Consider the following 16,127-nt stretch of genomic DNA (forward strand, 5'->3'; position numbering starts at 1 on the left):
GTCAGGCGTCGACCAGCGCGTAATGCGGGGGCGGCGGCAGCCCTTCCATCTTCTCGCTGAGCAGCGGCCGGAAGCTGGGGCGGCTCTTCATCACCGAATACCAGTGCCGCGTCTGTTCGTGGCCCTTCCAGTCGATCCCGCCGAGGTAATCCGCCACCGACAATTGTGCCGCGCAGGCGAGATCGGCGAGGCCGAGCGTCGGCCCGGCAAGCCACTGGCGGGTATCCACCAACCAGTCGATATAGTCGAGATGTGCATGCGCGTTCTTCATCGCTTCACGCAGGACGCGCGAATCGGGCGGCTGGCGCAACACGAGCCGCTTCTTCATCCGTTCGTGCAGCAAGGGCCCTGAAACATCGGCATAGAGGTTCTCGTCGAACAGCGCGACGAGCCGGCGGATCTCGGCGCGTTGCAGCGCGGAACCGTTGATCATCGGGTTGCGCTCGACCGTTTCCTCGAGAAATTCGCAGATCGCCTGGCTGTCCGACAGGCTGACGCCGCGGCCCGCATCGTGCAGCACCGGCGTGCGTCCGGCCGGGTTCAGATGCCAGAATTCGTCGCGCCCTTCCCACGGGTGTTCGCGCACCAGTTCGTAGGCAATGTTCTTCTCGCCCATCAGCAGGCGCAGCTTGCGGCTAAATGGGCACAGGGGGAATTGGTAGAGCTGCCACATGGATTGATTACCTTGCCACAAGCCCGGGGCATGCGTCCACTGGGCCGCGGTACTCTACGCATAAAATTGCGCGCATTCCGGCCGCGGCGAATGCTGTGCCGGAATGCCCGGCGAAGCGATCAGAGCCCCGCGGCGTCGAGCAGCATCAGGCAGGCAGGCATGACCTCGTCCAATTGCTCGGGAGTTTCGGCCAGCGCCGTGTGTTCGCGCATCACCAGCCCCATGATCGTCCTGCGATCCGCGCCGAGTTCGTCCATCAGCCGTGCAGTCGTGCGCACGAAGAATTCCTGTCCGCGCTCGGCCATCACGGGATAGCCGGCTGCCCCGTCCTCGCCCGCGCGCTGCGCCTTGTGGACCAGCCCGAAGACGACCGAACAGCGCAGCGCGCCCGACTGTTCGAGCGTCAGATCGGGCAACGGAGCGGCCGGGGCGGCCGAGGCAACCTGCATGAAGGAAAGGGCGAGCGGTGCGAGAAGCATGGGCATGTCCTGCTTCTAGACCTGCACGGATGAACCGCAAGCTACACCGGATGTCGATCGTCGCTTGTCTCGCCACTGCGCACGGTTAAGGTGGCGAAACGAAACTCAAAGGAGAGAGATGCGATGTTTAACCACATCATGATCGGCACCAACGATATCGAGAAATCCAAGGCGTTCTATGAAAAGGTGCTCAAGGTGATCGGTGTCGAAGGGGCGATGGACAACACGCTCGACAGCGGGATCAAGCGCGTCTTCTTCATGCATGGCGGCAATGTGCTGGCGCTGTCGCAGCCGATCGACGGCGAACCCGCCACCTGCGCCAATGGCACGACCATCGGCTTCAAATGCGATTCGCCCGAACAGGTGAAGGAACTGCACGATGCCGCGATCGCCGCGGGCGGCACCAGCATCGAAGACCCGCCGGGCCTGCGCGAAAGCGCGATGGGGGCGATGCACCTGTGCTATTTCCGCGATCTCGACGGACACAAGATCTGCGGCCTGCACCGCGCCGGGTGATCGCCGCACCGGGGGATGCACGGTCGAATCTCCGTCATCCCCCGCCTGGGCGTCCGAGCGCGCGCTAATCTCAGCGTGAAAGTTCGAACACGGCAAATTCGGCGCGCGCATTGGCGCCCGTCCGGCCGATCGGGCCACGGCTGGCGAAATACCAGTCGCGTTCGATCGTCGCTGCCTTCTCGCGCGCCAGATCGCGGAAATCGCTGATGGTGACGTGGTGGATGTTCTGCGTTTCGTACCAGCTTACCGGGATGCTGCGCGTCACTGGCATGCGCCCACCGAACATCAGTGCGGCGCGCGTGCGCCAGTGCGCGAAATTCGGGAAGCTGACGAAGGCCCGCGTGCCCACCCGCAGCAATTCGTCGAGCATGCGGTCGGGCCGCACCGCGGTCTGCAGCGTCTGGCTGAGCACCGCGTAATCGAACCCCTTGTCGGGATAGTCGCGCAGGTCGCGATCGGCGTCGCCCTGTACGACCGACAGGCCCTGTGCAACGCAGCGCTCGACACTGGCGCCATCGATTTCGATCCCGCGGACGTCGCACTGCTTTTCGCGCAGCGCCAGCATCAGCGCACCGTCACCGCAGCCGATATCGAGCACGCGGCTGCCAGGCGCGACATGGTCGGCGATCACGGCGAGGTCGGCGCGCAGGGTCATCCGAGAAAACCTTCCACGACCCGGTCGAGCGCGGGGACATCAAGGAGGAAGCTGTCATGGCCATGCGGGGCCGACAGTTCGACGAAACTGACCGCAGCACCCGCCGCATTGAGCGCATGGACCACATGCCGGCTTTCGGCCGTGGGATAGAGCCAGTCGCTGTCGAAGCTCACAAGGCAGAAGCGTGCCGTGGTGCCAGCGAAAGCATCTGCCAGCCGCCCGCCATGTTCTTCTGCCAGATCGAAATAATCCATCGCTCGGGTGATATAGAGGTAGCTGTTGGCATCGAAGCGGCGGCTGAACCCGCTGCCTTGGTAGCGCAAATAGCTTTCGACCTGGAAATCGGCGTCGAACCCGAATGTCTTGGCGCCTTTCGACCCATCGGGGCGATCCTGCAGATTGCGCCCGAACTTTGCGGTCAGCGCTTCTTCCGACAGGTATGTGATATGCGCCGCCATCCGCGCGACGGCGAGCCCGTTTTCGGGTGCCTCGCCGCCGTAGTAATCGCCGCCCTGCCAGCGCGGGTCGGCCATGATCGCCTGCCGCCCCAGTTCATGAAAGCCGATGTTCTGTGCCGAATGGCGGCTGGTCGAGGCAATCACCAGCACGCGCTCGGCGCGCTCGGGCCAGTTCGCCGCCAAGCTCAGCGCCTGCATCCCGCCCATCGATCCGCCGACCACCGCATGCAGCCGCGCAATCCCCAGCGTGTCGAGCAGGCCGACATGCGCGCGCACCATGTCGCGGATCGTGATGACCGGGAAGCGCATCGCATGCGGGTTGCCATCGCCCGCGTCGCTGGCCGGCCCGGTCGAGCCCATGCAGCTGCCGATCACATTGGCGCAGATGACGTGGAAGCGGTCGGTATCGATCGGCTTGCCCGGTCCCACCATGCGCTGCCACCAGCCGGGCTTGCCGGTCACCGGATGCGGCGAGGCGACATGCTGGTCGCCGGTCAGCGCGTGACACAGCAGAATGGCGTTCGATCGGTCCGCATCGAGCGTGCCATAGGTTTCGTAGGCAATCTCGACACGCGCCAGTTCGCCGCCGCCATCGAGCGGCAGGGCATGAGGCAGGACAAGGGTTTGCGAGGCGGTGGACACAATCGGACCTTGGACGGAAACAATCAAAGCCTGCCTCTAACCACAAGCCTGCCGCTTGTCGAAGGGCCGATATTCTTCCATGCGACAAAGCCGCTATGGCAGAGAACGATACACGCGCGGGAAAACCCGTGATGAAGCCCTGGATTGCGGGCATCCACGCCTATGTTCCGGGCAAGTCCACCGGCGCGGACGGGCGCAGGCTGACCAAGCTGTCCGCCAACGAAAACCCGCTGGGTTGCAGCGCCGCAGCGCTGGCGGCGCTGGCGCGCGATCACGCCCCCGCAGAATATCCCGATCCGGACGCCATCGCATTGCGCGGGGCGCTGGGCCGCGAACACGGCATCGATCCGGCGCGGATCGTCTGCGGCACCGGATCGGACGAATTGCTCAACCTTGCCGCGCAGGGATTCGCCGGGCCGGGCGACGAAGTGCTATTCAGCCGGTACAGCTTCGCGGTCTACGATATTGCCGCACGCCGTTGCGGTGCGACACCGGTCGAAGTCGGGGATGCCGATTTCGGCGCCGATGTCGATGAGATGCTGGCTGCGGTGACCGATCGCACGCGGGTGGTCTTCCTCGCTAATCCGAACAATCCCACGGGCACGTACCTGCCTCGTAGCGAAATCGGGCGCCTGCACGCCGGCCTGCCCACCGACGTCCTGTTCGTGCTCGATCAGGCCTATGCCGAATATCTCGAACCTGAGGAGGCCGATGGCGGGTTCGCGCTTGCTGCTAATGCCGCAAACGTGCTGGTCACGCGGACCTTCTCCAAGATCTATGGCCTGGCAGGAGAGCGGATCGGCTGGGCGACGGGCGCCCCCGAGCTGATCGACGTTCTCAACCGCATCCGAGGCCCCTTCAATGTCACCGCAGGCGGACAGCGCGCTGCGATCGCCGCGGTAAACGACCACGGATTTGTTACCCGTTCGCGCGAGGCCAACCGCGAAGAGCGCAAGCGCTTTACACAGGTGATCGAAGCGCTCGGCAATCACGGGCTGCGTGCGGTCCCCAGCAAGGCGAATTTCGTGCTGGTCCTGTTCGAAGGCGCGCTGCAGGCGGAAACCGCGCTGAAGGCGATTGCCGAAGCGGGCTATGCGGTGCGTCATCTGCCGGGCCAGGGTCTGCCGCAGGCGCTGCGCATCACCATCGGCACAGCCAGCCAGATGGACGATATCGCCGGCGTGTTGCAGCGCCTGTGCGGGAACGCGGCATGACCATCCGCCGTGTCGCGATCATCGGCCTGGGACTGATCGGCGGGTCGATCGGCCTCGCAGTACGCGAAAACCTGCCCGACCTGACCACCACGGGCTGGGATGCCGATGGCGACGTCCGCGCGCAGGCGGCGGCGCGGGGCCTGGTCGATACGGTCGGGCAAACGCCGGCCGACGCCGTTCGCGATGCGGATCTCGTCATCCTGTGCGTGCCGGTGGGCGCGATGGCAGCCGCCGCGCAGGCGATTGCGGCGCATATCACGCCCGGCACCATCGTCAGCGACGTGGGCTCGTCGAAGCGCAGCGTGTGCGAAGCGCTGGGCGCAGCCCTCCCCGAGGCCATCGTCATTCCCGCACATCCGGTTGCCGGGACCGAGAACAGCGGTCCGGATGCAGGCTTTGCCACGCTGTTCCGGCAGCGCTGGTGCATCGTGACGCCGGCCGAGGATACGCCGCAGACCGCGGTCGATGCGCTGGCGGATTTCTGGGTCGGGCTCGGCGCCACGGTCGAGGTCATGGATGCGCGGCACCATGATCTCGTGCTGGCGGTGACCAGCCACATTCCGCATCTGATTGCCTATACCATCGTCGGGACCGCATCCGACCTGGAAGAGGTCACCCGCGGCGAAGTGATCAAGTATTCAGCGGGCGGGTTTCGCGATTTCACGCGTATCGCGGCCAGCAATCCGACGATGTGGCGCGATGTCTTCCTGTCGAACCGCGATGCCGTGCTCGAGGTGCTAGGACGGTTCACCGAGGATCTCAGCCTGCTCCAGCGGGCAATTCGCAACGGCGATGGGGATACGCTCTTCGAACTGTTCGACCGTACCCGCACCATCCGCCGGTCGATCATCGACGAAGGCCAGGATGATGCGCGCCCCGATTTCGGGCGCAAGGACCACTAAGCGCCGAAGCTCAGACGGCTGGATCCAGATCAGGCCGGCAGCAGCGCTGCTTCGGAAATCACCATGGCGCTGATCGCACTGGCGGAGACGGGGCGACTGATAAGATAGCCCTGAAGATGGCTGCAGCCGAGGTCTTCGAGCATCTGGCGCTGCAACGGCGTTTCCACCCCTTCGGCCACTACGGACATCGAGAGCTGCGTGGCCAATCCGACCACCGCCTGGACGATTGCCTTCGCGGCCTTGGAATGGTCGAGTTCGGACACGAACGATTTGTCGATCTTCACCTTGTTGAAGCTGAACGACTGGAAGTAGCTCAGCGAGGAATAGCCGATGCCGAAGTCGTCGATCGAGATCCCGATCGCGTGGCTCTTGAGCTCCTCCAGCTGCGAGAACGCTTCCGCCGCGTTCTGGATGACGAGGTTCTCGGTAATCTCGAACTGTAGCCGGTGGGCGGGGAAACCCGTTTCCTCGACCACGCGCAGTACGGTATCGGTCAGCATTCCCGAATAGAACTGGCGCGGCGAGAGATTGACCGCGACCTTGAGCTTCTCCGGCCAGGCCAGACCGTCGATGCAGGCGCGGCGAAGGATCTGTTCGCCCAGTTCGTCGATCAGCCCGCAGTCCTCCGCAAGCGCGATGAAAATGTCGGGCGGGATTGCGCCGCGATCGGGTTCGCTCCACCGCGCGAGCGCCTCGACGCTGGTTATCTCGCCGGTCGCAACGCAGACGATCGGCTGGTAGGCGATGTCGATCCGGCCTTCTTCGATCGCCGTGCGCATGTCGCGCTCGAGCGTGCGGCGATCGCGCTCCGCGGCATCCATCTCGTCATCGAAGAAACACGGTTCGCCCTTCGCCTCGTTCTTGGCGCGGTACATGGCGAGGTCGGAGTTCTGCCGCAGCGATTCGACGCAGCGGCCATCATCGGGATAGAGGACCACTCCGATCGAAGCCCCGAGATGCGCGGTGATGCCCCGCGTCTTGATCGGTTGCCGGAGCCCGGCGATGATCATCTCCGCGCACCGCGCCGCGCGTTCCCGCAGCCGCTCGCCGGTCATCAGGCAGACGAATTCGTCGCCGCCGATGCGGGCGATCTGGGTGTTCTCGTCGGACAGGTCGGCAAGGCGGGCGCCGACCACCTTGAGCACTTCGTCCCCGGTCACATGGCCGAACTGGTCGTTCACCGATTTGAACCGGTCGAGGTCGATGTTCAAAATGGCGAAGCGGTGCTCCGCCTCGATGAGGCGTTCGATCTGGGCGAGCATGCTGCCGCGGTTCAGCAAGCCGGTCAGCGTATCGTAATTGGCCAGCCGCCAGCGGGCGGCCTCGGTCTTGCGCATGCTGGTGATGTCTTCGGACAATCCCAGCAGATACTGGTTGGGCCGGTCGGGACCATCGATCAGCACCCGCGTCGTCCTGATATGGACGCGCGTGGCATCATCGCGTTCGAATTCGGCTTCGGTCTGGCTCGTTCCCCCCTGGGTGATCACTTTCAGATCATTGTGTTCGAAGGTCTGGCCCGCTCCCGGGAACAGTTCCGCATCCGATTTTCCCTTCATCGACTCGGCGGAACGACCAATGACCTCTTCGGCCTTGCGATTGACCAGCAGGTAGCGGCGCGTGTCGGTGTCCTTGACGAACAGCATCGACGGCAGATTGGACACCACCGCGTCGAGGAACTGCTTGTTGCGGTCGCGTTCGGCGCGCAGTTTCATCTGGTCGGTCGTATCGCGAATGACTGCGGCGAACCCGCCCATGTCCTGGCTGCCCCATGGTGCCAAGGACAGTTCCACCGGGAAAACCGTGCCGTCGGCATGACGCGCTTCGAGTTCGACGAATGTCCCTACCAGGCGCGTCGGCCCCCCTTCTGCGGCTGCTTCGAAGCGTTCCTGGTGACCATGGTGAAACTTCTTCGGGATGATGGTCATGACATTGCGCCCGATGGCCTTGGCCGCGGGCAGTCCGAACATCTTCTCGGCGGCAGTATTCCAGTAGACGATCTCGGCGCGGTGGTTGGCGGCCATGACCGCATGCGGCGTGGCCGAAACGATCTTGGCGGCGATCTCGCCGCGCAATCGGCGCCCCCTGGCCTCGAGCAACTCGGATGCCAGTGTCGCGAGATCGCGCAACCTGTCGAGTTTCTCGATGGGGAAATCGGGATGCGGCACCGTATCGAGCGCACACAGGCTGCCGACACACTCGCCCGAGTCGAGCATCAGCGGCGCGCCGGCGTAGAACCGGAGCCTGGGATGTCCGGTGACCAGCGGGTTGGCGGCGAACTCTTCGGACTCGAGCGTATCCGCGATCAGCAGCGCCTCGCCGCGAGCCACCACCTGATCGCAAAAGGCGATATCGCGCGGCGTTTCCCCGATCTCGATCCCGTGCGAGGCCTTGAACCACTGGCGATCGGCATCGACCAGGCTGATCCCGGCATTGGGTACGCCCATGATTGAGGCCGTAACCCGCGCGAGTGCGTCGAACTCGCGCTCGGCCTCGGTGTCGAGCACGCCCAGCTCGCCCAGCGCAGCCAGGCGCAGTTGTTCCGGTTTCGGATTGGGGACGGACGGCGAATCCATCCGCTCGCGATAGACAGGAGAAGGTTATCGACCCGTTTACAATAAGGCCGGATAGACGCGTATGCGCAATTTAGTGTTACAGAGACCACTCAATACCGTCATAAACGGCTGCACGGCATAGCCTTTTTCGCAAGATCGATAACGTTGCGCCGGGTGGCGTCCTCAGGGATTCAGCGTGTTGATCGCCTCGCGCACCCTGGTTTCCACCTCGGCCCGCGGCAAGCCCGGCGGGATCGGTTCGGCGAAGCGATAAGTGATCCGTCCGGGCTGCTTGTAGAGCCGGTGATAGACCGGCCCGCTGTCCACTGCGACCGGGACCACCGGCAGGCCGAGCATCTTGTACAGGCCGGCAAAGCCGGATTGCAGTTCACGCTTTTCGCCATGCGGCACCCGCGTCCCTTCGGGGAAAATCACCAGGGGGCGTCCATCCGCCGCGAGCGCCTTGGCCGAACGGATCATGGTCATCAGCGCGCGGGCCCCGGCATTGCGTTCCACCGGCACCAGCCCGAACGCCGCTGCCGCGCGCCCCCACAACGGGATGCTGAACAATTCCTGCTTGGCGAAGACGCTGGGGCAATCGAACAGTGCGGGCGTATCGATCGCCTCGAAAAAGCTTTCGTGCTTCATCGCATAGAGCACCGGTTCGGCCAGCGGCGCGCCTTCGAGCACGATCTCGCAGCCGAGCAGATGCGTGAGGCACCAGCGTTGCCACTGCGACCAGTTGCGCACCTGCCGGCGGAACGCTTCCACGCTGAACGGTAGAACCGCCAGCGATGCCGAGGTAATCAGCAGGCTCCCAAGATAGAAAGCGAAGTAGAAGGCAAGGTTACGCAACAATCGCATAGGCGGATCAGTCTGGCAGACCTTGCGAAATCGCCGCGGCGAGCAGCTTGTTGTATTCGAGGAACAGCGTCGGCAGGTTCGGATGCGAGGGCACTGCGTCCTTCAGCACATCGATCTGCGGCGGCAGCGTGCCGGCGAATTCGGAGGCCGCCCGCGCCATGTGCCAGTCGGTGGTTACCAGGCGCACGCTCGTATAATCGTGTTCCTTGAGCCACTGCGCGGCCTCGCCCGCATTGCTGCGCGTATCGACGGCGAGATAGCCGAGCTTGACGCAGCATTCCATTGTCCGGCGCGGAACGTCGAATTCGCTGGCGAATTCGGCCGGGGTCACTTCGGGATCGACGCCGGAAACGAACATCTGCTCGGCCAGCCCCTCGTCGACCACTTCCAGCCCGCGCGCGATGCGGCCCGGACCGCCGGTCAGCACGATAACGGCATCGGTGCGCTGCCCACTCACCGGCTTGGGCAGCGAGACGGCAAAGGCAAGGAAGCCGAACGCATAGACCAGCACAGCTGCAGCGAAGAGGCGGAGGATCACAGCATTTTCCTGAGCGAAGCGAGCACGGTAAACCGTGCTGTCAGCACCGCTAGAGCAACCGCCCCCACGGGGACAAGGGCCAAGACCAGCCAATCGCTGCCCTGCAGCCCCCCGCTGGATACGAGGCCCGAATCGAGCGCGGCGAACTGCGCCCCCATCAGCCACACGGCGGCCATCCCGATTACCAGACCCAGCGCGCCGCCGATCACGGCATCGGCCAGGATCGAACGTTGGAATATCCGCGCGATCTGCGCGTCGCTGCCGCCCAGCAGGTGCACGATCTCGATCGTGTCGCGATTGCCCCCCAGCGCATTGCGGGCGGCCAGCCACACGGCCGCCGCGCTGGTGAAGGCAAGCAGGCCGATCAGTCCGAACGCCATCCATCCTAGCGCCGACAGGGCATCGAGGACCGGCGCCAGCCACTGCGCCTGCGCATCGATCCGGGCAGCGGGTGCCGCATCCGCCAGCAGGCTGCGCAGCCGGTCCAGCGTGGCGGCATCGGCGCCGTCCCGCAGCCGCAGGTCGATCAGGGCGGGCAGCGGCACCGCCTGTTCCGGATCGTCAGTGCCCAGCCACGGTTCGAGCAAATCCGCAACGCTTTCGGGCGGGACGATCGCCAGCCCGGCGACCGCGGGGTCCTGGACCAGCAGGGTGGCCGCTGCATCGGCTTGCTGCGAGCGCGATTGCGGGTCGGGATCGACGATCTGCACGGTTGCGCTGCCCGCCAGTTCGCCGCGCGCCCGATCGGCGAGATTGGCGAGCGCAAGTCCCCCCCCCTGCGGCAAGCACCGTAAGGGCAACCATGATGGCGATCACCCACGGCATCGGCCCACCCAGCCGCGCCTGGGGCAAGAGATGCGCGGCGCGGCGTCCGCGAAAAGGTGACAGTCCGCGCTCAGCAGCACCGGCAAGAACGGGAGGCTTCTTCATTCCCCCGCCCCGATCCGGCGCGGGGGATAGCGTAATGCGCCAGTGGGGTCCGACAGCACCCCCTTGTCGAGACGCATGATCAGCGAATCGGGCACCTTGCTCAGCAAGTGCACGTCATGCGTTGCCACCACCACCGTGGTTCCAAGGCGGTTGAGCGCTTCGAACAGGCGGATCAGCTTGAGCGCCATTTCGGGATCGACGTTGCCGGTCGGCTCGTCCGCCACCAGCATGTCGGGCCGGCCGATGACCGCCCGCGCGATCGCCACGCGCTGCTGTTCCCCGCCCGACAGGGTTGCGGGGCGGGCATCGGCGCGATGTGCCAGGCCGACCCATTCGAGCATGTCGGCCACCGGGCCTTGCAAATCGGCCTCGCGCACGCCTGAAACGCGCAAGGGCAAGGCGACGTTGTCGAAGGCGGAAAGGTGGTCGACCAGGCGGAAGTCCTGAAAGACCACGCCCATGCGGCGGCGATAGGCGGGCAGCCGTTCGCGGGGCAGGGTGATCACATCGGTGCCGAACATGCGGATCGCCCCGCGCGAAGGCCGCTGCGCAAGATAAAGCAGCCTCAGCAAGGACGTCTTGCCCGCACCGCTTGCGCCGGTGAGGAAATAGAACCGCCCGGGAAACAGCGTGAAGGACACGTTGGACAGAATTTCGCGGTCGGTACCGTAACGCAATCCGACATTGTCGAAGCTGACGATCTCCTGCTCGGCCACGCTCATCGCGCAGCCCGGTCGATCGAGAAGAAAAAGGCGCCCATCATCGTCGGGCACAGCCTATAACCGCGCTTGCATGTGGAAAAAAGCGCCCATGGGGGTTTGCGAACAGTACAGTCGCTTGTCGGGATTCGCGCACCGGCCTAAGCCTCGGGTCACCATGATTATCGCCTGCCCAGCTTGCTCCACGCGCTATGTCGTGCCCGACAGTGCGATCGGGATCGACGGACGCACCGTCCGCTGCGCCAAATGCAAGCACAGCTGGTTCCAGGACGGGCCCGACGCGGACCGGCTGACGCCCGGCGACATGGCGCCCGTCTCGCGACCGGTACCGGCGGCTGCACCCGCTCCGCCGCCGCCCCCGCCCGCAGCGAGCGCGCCAGATACGCCGGAACAACCGGATCCGGCAGCGAAACCCGGGTTCACCTTTGCCGAAACCCCGGACCGGCCCGTGCCGGCAGATGGTCCCGATTTCGACGAAACCGCCCCGCCCTATGGCGAAGTGCAGGATGACCTGCCCCCCGCGCCTGCCGCCGAAATCGATGAAGGCCCCTCGCGGTTCGAGCACGCGCCCCCGTTCCGCCCGCGGCGCAACATCGCCAAGCTGTGGACCTGGGCAGCGGCGATCTTCGCCGCCATCGCGCTCGCCACGATTGCCGCGGTCAATTACGTCGGCCTGCCCGAATGGGTACCGGTTTCGCGCCCGCTGTTCGGTGTTGCCGAACCCGACCTGGAACTTGCCTTCCCGGTGGAGGAACAGGAACGCCGCACGCTGCCCAACGGGACCGAATTCTTCGGCGCGCGCATCATCGTCACCAATACCGCGCGCGAATCCCGCCCGATCCCGCCGATCCTGATCGTACTGCGCGACCAGCGCGAACGGCAGGTGTACAGCTGGGTGGTCCAGCCGCCGCAATCGACGCTGGCCCCGGGCGAGGAACTGACCATCAACGAAGCGGTCACCGATGCGCCGAAATCGGCGGTGTTCGCGGATATCGGCTGGGCTCCGCGCTAACCGGCGCTACCATGCGATAAAGGTGCTTGCGGCAGCGCAGCCTCGCTGCTAGTGGCGCGCTCCTACCGGCGGGGGCCGTCCTTGTGATGGGCCTCCGATGCAGACTGTGTGCGGTCGTGGCGGAACTGGTAGACGCGCAACGTTGAGGTCGTTGTGGCCGCAAGGCCGTGGAAGTTCGAGTCTTCTCGACCGCACCATTTTCAGGATTGGCGGAAAACCGACACTTCGCGGCTACCCCATTCGAGACAGTTAAGAACTTTCAACTAAGAAAAGCTCGTCAGACGTTGGTTCGAGCCCCTCATTTCGATCATCAGGGCCCACTTCTGCAAAACCTAGAGGCGGTCAAAATGGCGGTGAGGGGGCATTGACGACATAGTCGACGCGTTCCTCCTTTCGTGTCGTTAACCTGCTGCCGGTGCGTTCCAGGCTCGCGATAGCGATTCTTGATGTGACGCTTTGACCATCGCCTGCTTCTGAGGTCGGACAAACCAGCGGTCTTTCCGGACGGCGCAATGACTCCCCGAATTGGTTAGGCCGAGATCCTCACTGGTTGCAGTTTGAACTGAGGCGGTATGTAACGACGTAATCCCCGATTTCTCCATCCGCCTTTAGGCCGCCTAAAGTCAGCGTCACATGGACAGCGCCATCCCATTGGTAAATCATAGGCGTGGCCTGCGGGCCCGCAGGCAGCTCGCTGCTCCATACGACTTTCCCATCTCGCAGATCAGAAGCCCGAAGCATTCGGTCGTAGGCAGACGATTCACGGCTACGACGGCAACTCCTTCCGCCTCGACCGCAGCCATCGATCCCCAATTCACTCCGCCGGGATTGCCGGGAAAAAGGACGGTCCCTTCCAGACTCGGCGGAGTTTAGATACCTGCGTAGCGAGTGCCCTTGAGCATCTCTTCGCATTTCGTGACATGGGCATCGCTAAGAGCGAAGATCGGCGGCAGGTCTTCCCCCATTTCGTGCAAACCTATCGCTGCAAAACGCTGTGTCAGGGCAGCTGTCTCACCCGGCAGGTCGGAATGCGGAACCGGCCTTTCTTCGACCGGATGGATCGGTTCGCCTGTCTCCCGACTCAGGACGAATACGAATCCCATCTTGGTCGCCTGCGCGACGATCGGCGTCGACACTCCGTCGACTTCGATGTCGGCGACAAGCGACTGTGAGGCCAGATCATAATCCCACAAGTCATGGCGAACGATCTGGTAGGCCCAAACCAATTCACCGGTCGTCGCTTTCAGCGCAACAAGGGAATTCGCATTACGATTGTCGCCGGGGGCGATGGCCGCCGAAGAAGTCGGGCGAAGGCGAGGTGGTCGGCAAGAACACGAGATCGCGTTCCAGGTCGGCGGCCATTACGCTCCAGACATTCCCTGCGCCTGTCTGGCGATAGCTCGCGCCAGGCCAGCCATCTGCGCCATCATCGCCCGGAACTTGCGGAATCGGATTAAAGGACCAGAGCAAATCTCCGGTGAGCGCGTCGAAACCCCGGACCGTTCCATCCTCGAGGCGCGCAGAGCCGTTGTCGCCGATCGACGAGCCCACCACCACGACACCGTTGACGACGGTTGGCGGCGAAGTGACGGAATATTCCCCTTCGCGCACCCTGGCCTTAGTCTATATGGCGGGGTTTGGAGGAAGAGCTGGCTCTCTCAGCGTAATAATGTCGCACTTCGCCAATAATTTGAGTGCCCATCTTTGCTTCTATGGTGCACCAGACACGCGAATGGTGGAAACAGGCCATTCCTTCAGCAGCATCGTCGGTCAAAGATGGGGACAAGGCGGTTCGATGCAGTCCATTTGTGACCGACAGCCTCATCATCCTGCGTTTGAGACGGCAGAGCTTAGAGGCCTAGTTCGGAAAGCCCCGGGTGATCGCCCGGGCGCCTGCCGAGCGGCCAGTGCAGCTTTCTCTCCTCGGGGCCGATCGGCGTTTCGTTGATGCTGGCGTGGCGCGCGGTCATCAGGCCCATGGGGTCGAATTCCCAGTTCTCGTTGCCATAAGCCCGAAACCACTGATGGCTGTCGTCGCGATATTCGTAGGCATAGCGCACTGCGATCCGCGCACCGTCGAACGCCCACAGCTCCTTCACCAGCCGGTAAGCGTGTTCGCGTGCCCATTTGCGTGCGAGGAACGCGCGCACCTCTTCGCGTCCGACTGGAAATTCGACCCGGTTGCGCCAGCGCGTATCGGGCGAATAGGCCAGCGAAACCTTGTCGGAATCGCGGCTGTTCCAGCCGTCTTCGGCCAGCCTTACCTTCTGTGTGGCGGTTTCGAATGTGAAGGGCGGCAGCGGCGGACGCTCGGTCATCTCATGTCTCCGGCAGAGGGATGGGAGCGGCGGCAGGCCCGGCAGAACCTGCCGTCGCTCGATACTTCAGGGGTTACAGGTCTTCGACCGACACGTGCTTGATGCTGCTCCACTTCTCTTCGGCGGTACGCAGAATGTTATCCCTGTCGGCGAGATATTTCTCGAACACCGCCGCATTGACGAAGAGGTAGAGCTTGCCGTCGACGATGTCCGCGAAGTGCGGGTCGCCATCGAGCTTCCGTCCCAGCGCGACGGCATAGGCGCAGAAGCCGCCATATTGCGGCAGGCAGCGATCGGGATCGGCCTGGAACCGCTCAACCGTAATGGCCGAGGCGAAGTAATAGGCGACGCCATCGTGGACGACCGTGTGGGCAGCATCCCCTTCGGCCACTGCATTGGCGGTGCTCAGTACGACCGGATCAACGCCGTGAACGCCGAGGCCGACGCCGTCGAGCGTGTAGCCCTTGCTGACATTGTATTCGTCGTCGGCGAGCGCGGGCGCGGCTGGCGCGACGGCCAGCAGGACCGCGACGAGGATCGAATTGGGACGCAGGTTCTTGGTCATTGATGGTCTCCTTCTAGACTGTCGGTGGGACGGGGGTGACGGCAGGCGACCGCGCTGCAGGGGTCGGTGAGCGGTGCAATCGGCTGCCGCCGGGCCGGGTGCGGGCTGGGGCAGGAAGCCCGGGCCGGTTTCCGGTGAAGCGCGGCGCGCTATTCGTATGCGGCGGCGATCGCGCGCAGGGTGCTGGCGGTGTTGTCGACCTTGCTCGCAATCATGCGGAAATTGACGAGCGAGGCGGCATAGCCATCGTAATGCTCGGTGATCGCGCCAGCGGTCGCGTCGGTCACGACCATCACTTCGAAGCCCGCCTCGATCAGCGCGCGCATGTGCGATTCGGTGCACAGGTTCGACGACATGCCGCCCAGGATCACCTTGGAGATGCCCGCCTTGCGCAGTTGCAGGACGAGGTCGTTGCTGTCGGGCCCGTATACCTTGTGCGGGCTGGTCACGACGGTGCGGCCATTCTCGATGATCGGCTTGTAACGCTCCAGCCAGTCCGCGCCCGACCCTGCGAACCCTTCGAGGGTAAGCGCATGCGGGCGATCGAACATGCCGATACCGTGCATCAGCGTTTCCAGCGTGCCCTCGAACTGCCAGCGATGATCGTGTTCGAAATAATAGTGCGGCGAGATGAAGATCGGCATACCGTGGCGGTCGGCGGCAAGGAACAGATTCTCGATATTCTCGACCGTACGGTTAGCGGTGATGCTCTCGCCGACCACACCCCAGGTGACGCCGTCGGGCGAGAGAAAATCGTTCTGCGGATCGGTGATGACGAGCGCGGTCCTTCCCGGTTCGACATCGAAGCCCGGCATCGGCAGGCCATCGTCGACCGGCGGCTGGGTCGCGCTGACGGCGCGAGGCTGTGCGGTGGCCGGCACAGCGGATGCCACGGTCAGGGCTATCGTCGCTACCGAAGCGAGCGCGGCCGCGGCCAGGCGCTGTCGGGTGATCGTATCGCACGTCATCATAGGCTCCTTCTCAAGACTTGGACCCGGCAGGTCGGCGCCGATGGGGCGCTCGCCACACCGGCGGTCGGTCACCTGAATAGGTTACGAGGGCCCGAGCGTTCTTGTCCGCGGATGCCGTT

At 64.3% G+C, this 16,127-nt stretch carries 18 protein-coding genes, 1 tRNA gene and 1 pseudogene; 5 read left to right on the top strand and 15 right to left on the bottom strand.

Annotated features, from left to right (window positions below):
• Position 1 precedes the first annotated feature (1 nt).
• Positions 2 to 673, bottom strand: a complete 672-nt coding sequence (locus GRI55_RS02350; protein ID WP_063507133.1) for a glutathione S-transferase family protein — start codon at positions 671 to 673, stop codon at positions 2 to 4.
• A 119-nt stretch (positions 674 to 792) separates the two neighbouring features.
• Positions 793 to 1,152 carry a hypothetical protein gene (locus GRI55_RS02355; RefSeq protein WP_160766070.1) on the bottom strand — a complete coding sequence of 120 codons (360 nt, stop codon included), beginning with the start codon at positions 1,150 to 1,152 and terminating at the stop codon, positions 793 to 795.
• 123 nt (positions 1,153 to 1,275) lie between these two features.
• On the opposite strand from GRI55_RS02355, the gene GRI55_RS02360 reads away from it, so the two are divergent.
• Positions 1,276 to 1,668 (top strand): VOC family protein, encoded by a 393-nt coding sequence (locus tag GRI55_RS02360; protein WP_160766071.1) that lies wholly within the window; start codon positions 1,276 to 1,278, stop codon positions 1,666 to 1,668.
• Positions 1,669 to 1,738: 70 nt separating this feature from the next.
• Here GRI55_RS02360 and metW read toward each other — a convergent pair whose 3' ends face one another.
• Both metW and metX read right to left on the bottom strand, forming a co-directional pair.
• Positions 1,739 to 2,323, bottom strand: coding sequence for a methionine biosynthesis protein MetW (gene metW / locus GRI55_RS02365; RefSeq protein ID WP_063507131.1), 585 nt, complete (start codon positions 2,321 to 2,323; stop codon positions 1,739 to 1,741).
• The gene (metX, locus tag GRI55_RS02370) at positions 2,320 to 3,423 is read right to left on the bottom strand and encodes a homoserine O-acetyltransferase MetX (RefSeq protein WP_050599483.1); all 1,104 of its coding nucleotides are present in this window, start codon (positions 3,421 to 3,423) and stop codon (positions 2,320 to 2,322) included. Before metX ends, metW begins: the two co-directional genes overlap by 4 nt.
• 95 nt (positions 3,424 to 3,518) lie before the next feature.
• On the opposite strand from metX, the gene hisC reads away from it, so the two are divergent.
• Together hisC and GRI55_RS02380 are read left to right on the top strand one after the other, a co-directional pair.
• The gene (gene hisC / locus GRI55_RS02375; RefSeq protein ID WP_160766072.1) at positions 3,519 to 4,637 is read left to right on the top strand and encodes a histidinol-phosphate transaminase; all 1,119 of its coding nucleotides are present in this window, start codon (positions 3,519 to 3,521) and stop codon (positions 4,635 to 4,637) included.
• Complete coding sequence (locus GRI55_RS02380; protein WP_160766073.1) at positions 4,634 to 5,539, top strand: prephenate/arogenate dehydrogenase family protein; 906 nt, start codon at positions 4,634 to 4,636, stop codon at positions 5,537 to 5,539. Before hisC ends, GRI55_RS02380 begins: the two co-directional genes overlap by 4 nt.
• 29 nt (positions 5,540 to 5,568) lie before the next feature.
• On the opposite strand, the gene GRI55_RS02385 is transcribed toward GRI55_RS02380, so the two are convergent.
• The 5 genes from GRI55_RS02385 to ftsE all read right to left on the bottom strand — a co-directional run bounded on the left by GRI55_RS02385 (position 5,569) and on the right by ftsE (position 11,145).
• Positions 5,569 to 8,112, bottom strand: a complete 2,544-nt coding sequence (locus GRI55_RS02385; protein ID WP_160766074.1) for a bifunctional diguanylate cyclase/phosphodiesterase — start codon at positions 8,110 to 8,112, stop codon at positions 5,569 to 5,571.
• A 162-nt stretch (positions 8,113 to 8,274) separates the two neighbouring features.
• A complete protein-coding gene (locus GRI55_RS02390) occupies positions 8,275 to 8,955 on the bottom strand; it encodes a lysophospholipid acyltransferase family protein (protein ID WP_063507127.1) in 681 nt (226 codons plus the stop codon).
• Positions 8,956 to 8,962: 7 nt separating this feature from the next.
• On the bottom strand, positions 8,963 to 9,493 hold the full coding sequence (locus tag GRI55_RS02395) for a YdcF family protein (protein WP_050599487.1): 531 nt from the start codon (positions 9,491 to 9,493) through the stop codon (positions 8,963 to 8,965).
• Positions 9,490 to 10,278, bottom strand: a complete 789-nt coding sequence (locus GRI55_RS02400; protein WP_331251262.1) for a cell division protein FtsX — start codon at positions 10,276 to 10,278, stop codon at positions 9,490 to 9,492. Before GRI55_RS02400 ends, GRI55_RS02395 begins: the two co-directional genes overlap by 4 nt.
• A gap of 141 nt (positions 10,279 to 10,419) precedes the next feature.
• On the bottom strand, positions 10,420 to 11,145 hold the full coding sequence (gene ftsE / locus GRI55_RS02405) for a cell division ATP-binding protein FtsE (RefSeq protein WP_050599520.1): 726 nt from the start codon (positions 11,143 to 11,145) through the stop codon (positions 10,420 to 10,422).
• Between the two features lie 154 nt (positions 11,146 to 11,299).
• On the opposite strand from ftsE, the gene GRI55_RS02410 reads away from it, so the two are divergent.
• On the top strand, positions 11,300 to 12,154 hold the full coding sequence (locus tag GRI55_RS02410) for an MJ0042-type zinc finger domain-containing protein (protein WP_160766075.1): 855 nt from the start codon (positions 11,300 to 11,302) through the stop codon (positions 12,152 to 12,154).
• 110 nt (positions 12,155 to 12,264) lie between these two features.
• Positions 12,265 to 12,351: transfer RNA gene (locus GRI55_RS02415), tRNA-Leu, on the top strand.
• Between the two features lie 346 nt (positions 12,352 to 12,697).
• Here the strand turns inward: GRI55_RS02415 and GRI55_RS15395 are convergent.
• The 6 genes and pseudogenes from GRI55_RS15395 to GRI55_RS02440 all read right to left on the bottom strand — a co-directional run bounded on the left by GRI55_RS15395 (position 12,698) and on the right by GRI55_RS02440 (position 16,005).
• Positions 12,698 to 12,895, bottom strand: coding sequence for a hypothetical protein (locus GRI55_RS15395; RefSeq protein WP_442476034.1), 198 nt, complete (start codon positions 12,893 to 12,895; stop codon positions 12,698 to 12,700).
• A pseudogene (locus tag GRI55_RS15400) lies at positions 12,814 to 13,380 on the bottom strand (hypothetical protein). The gene GRI55_RS15395 and the pseudogene GRI55_RS15400 overlap by 82 nt, the downstream one beginning before the upstream one ends.
• Positions 13,381 to 13,420: 40 nt before the next feature.
• Complete coding sequence (locus GRI55_RS02425; protein ID WP_050600148.1) at positions 13,421 to 13,765, bottom strand: PQQ-binding-like beta-propeller repeat protein; 345 nt, start codon at positions 13,763 to 13,765, stop codon at positions 13,421 to 13,423.
• A 239-nt stretch (positions 13,766 to 14,004) separates the two neighbouring features.
• Positions 14,005 to 14,472 (bottom strand): nuclear transport factor 2 family protein, encoded by a 468-nt coding sequence (locus tag GRI55_RS02430; protein WP_160766077.1) that lies wholly within the window; start codon positions 14,470 to 14,472, stop codon positions 14,005 to 14,007.
• A gap of 73 nt (positions 14,473 to 14,545) precedes the next feature.
• Positions 14,546 to 15,037: a YHS domain-containing (seleno)protein gene (locus GRI55_RS02435; RefSeq protein WP_160766078.1), complete on the bottom strand. Its 492-nt coding sequence runs from the start codon at positions 15,035 to 15,037 to the stop codon at positions 14,546 to 14,548.
• Positions 15,038 to 15,186: 149 nt separating this feature from the next.
• Positions 15,187 to 16,005, bottom strand: coding sequence for an isochorismatase family protein (locus tag GRI55_RS02440; RefSeq protein WP_160766452.1), 819 nt, complete (start codon positions 16,003 to 16,005; stop codon positions 15,187 to 15,189).
• Positions 16,006 to 16,127 lie beyond the last annotated feature (122 nt).

This window comes from Qipengyuania citrea (assembly GCF_009828015.1).
GTDB classification, from domain to species: Bacteria; Pseudomonadota; Alphaproteobacteria; order Sphingomonadales; family Sphingomonadaceae; genus Qipengyuania; species Qipengyuania citrea.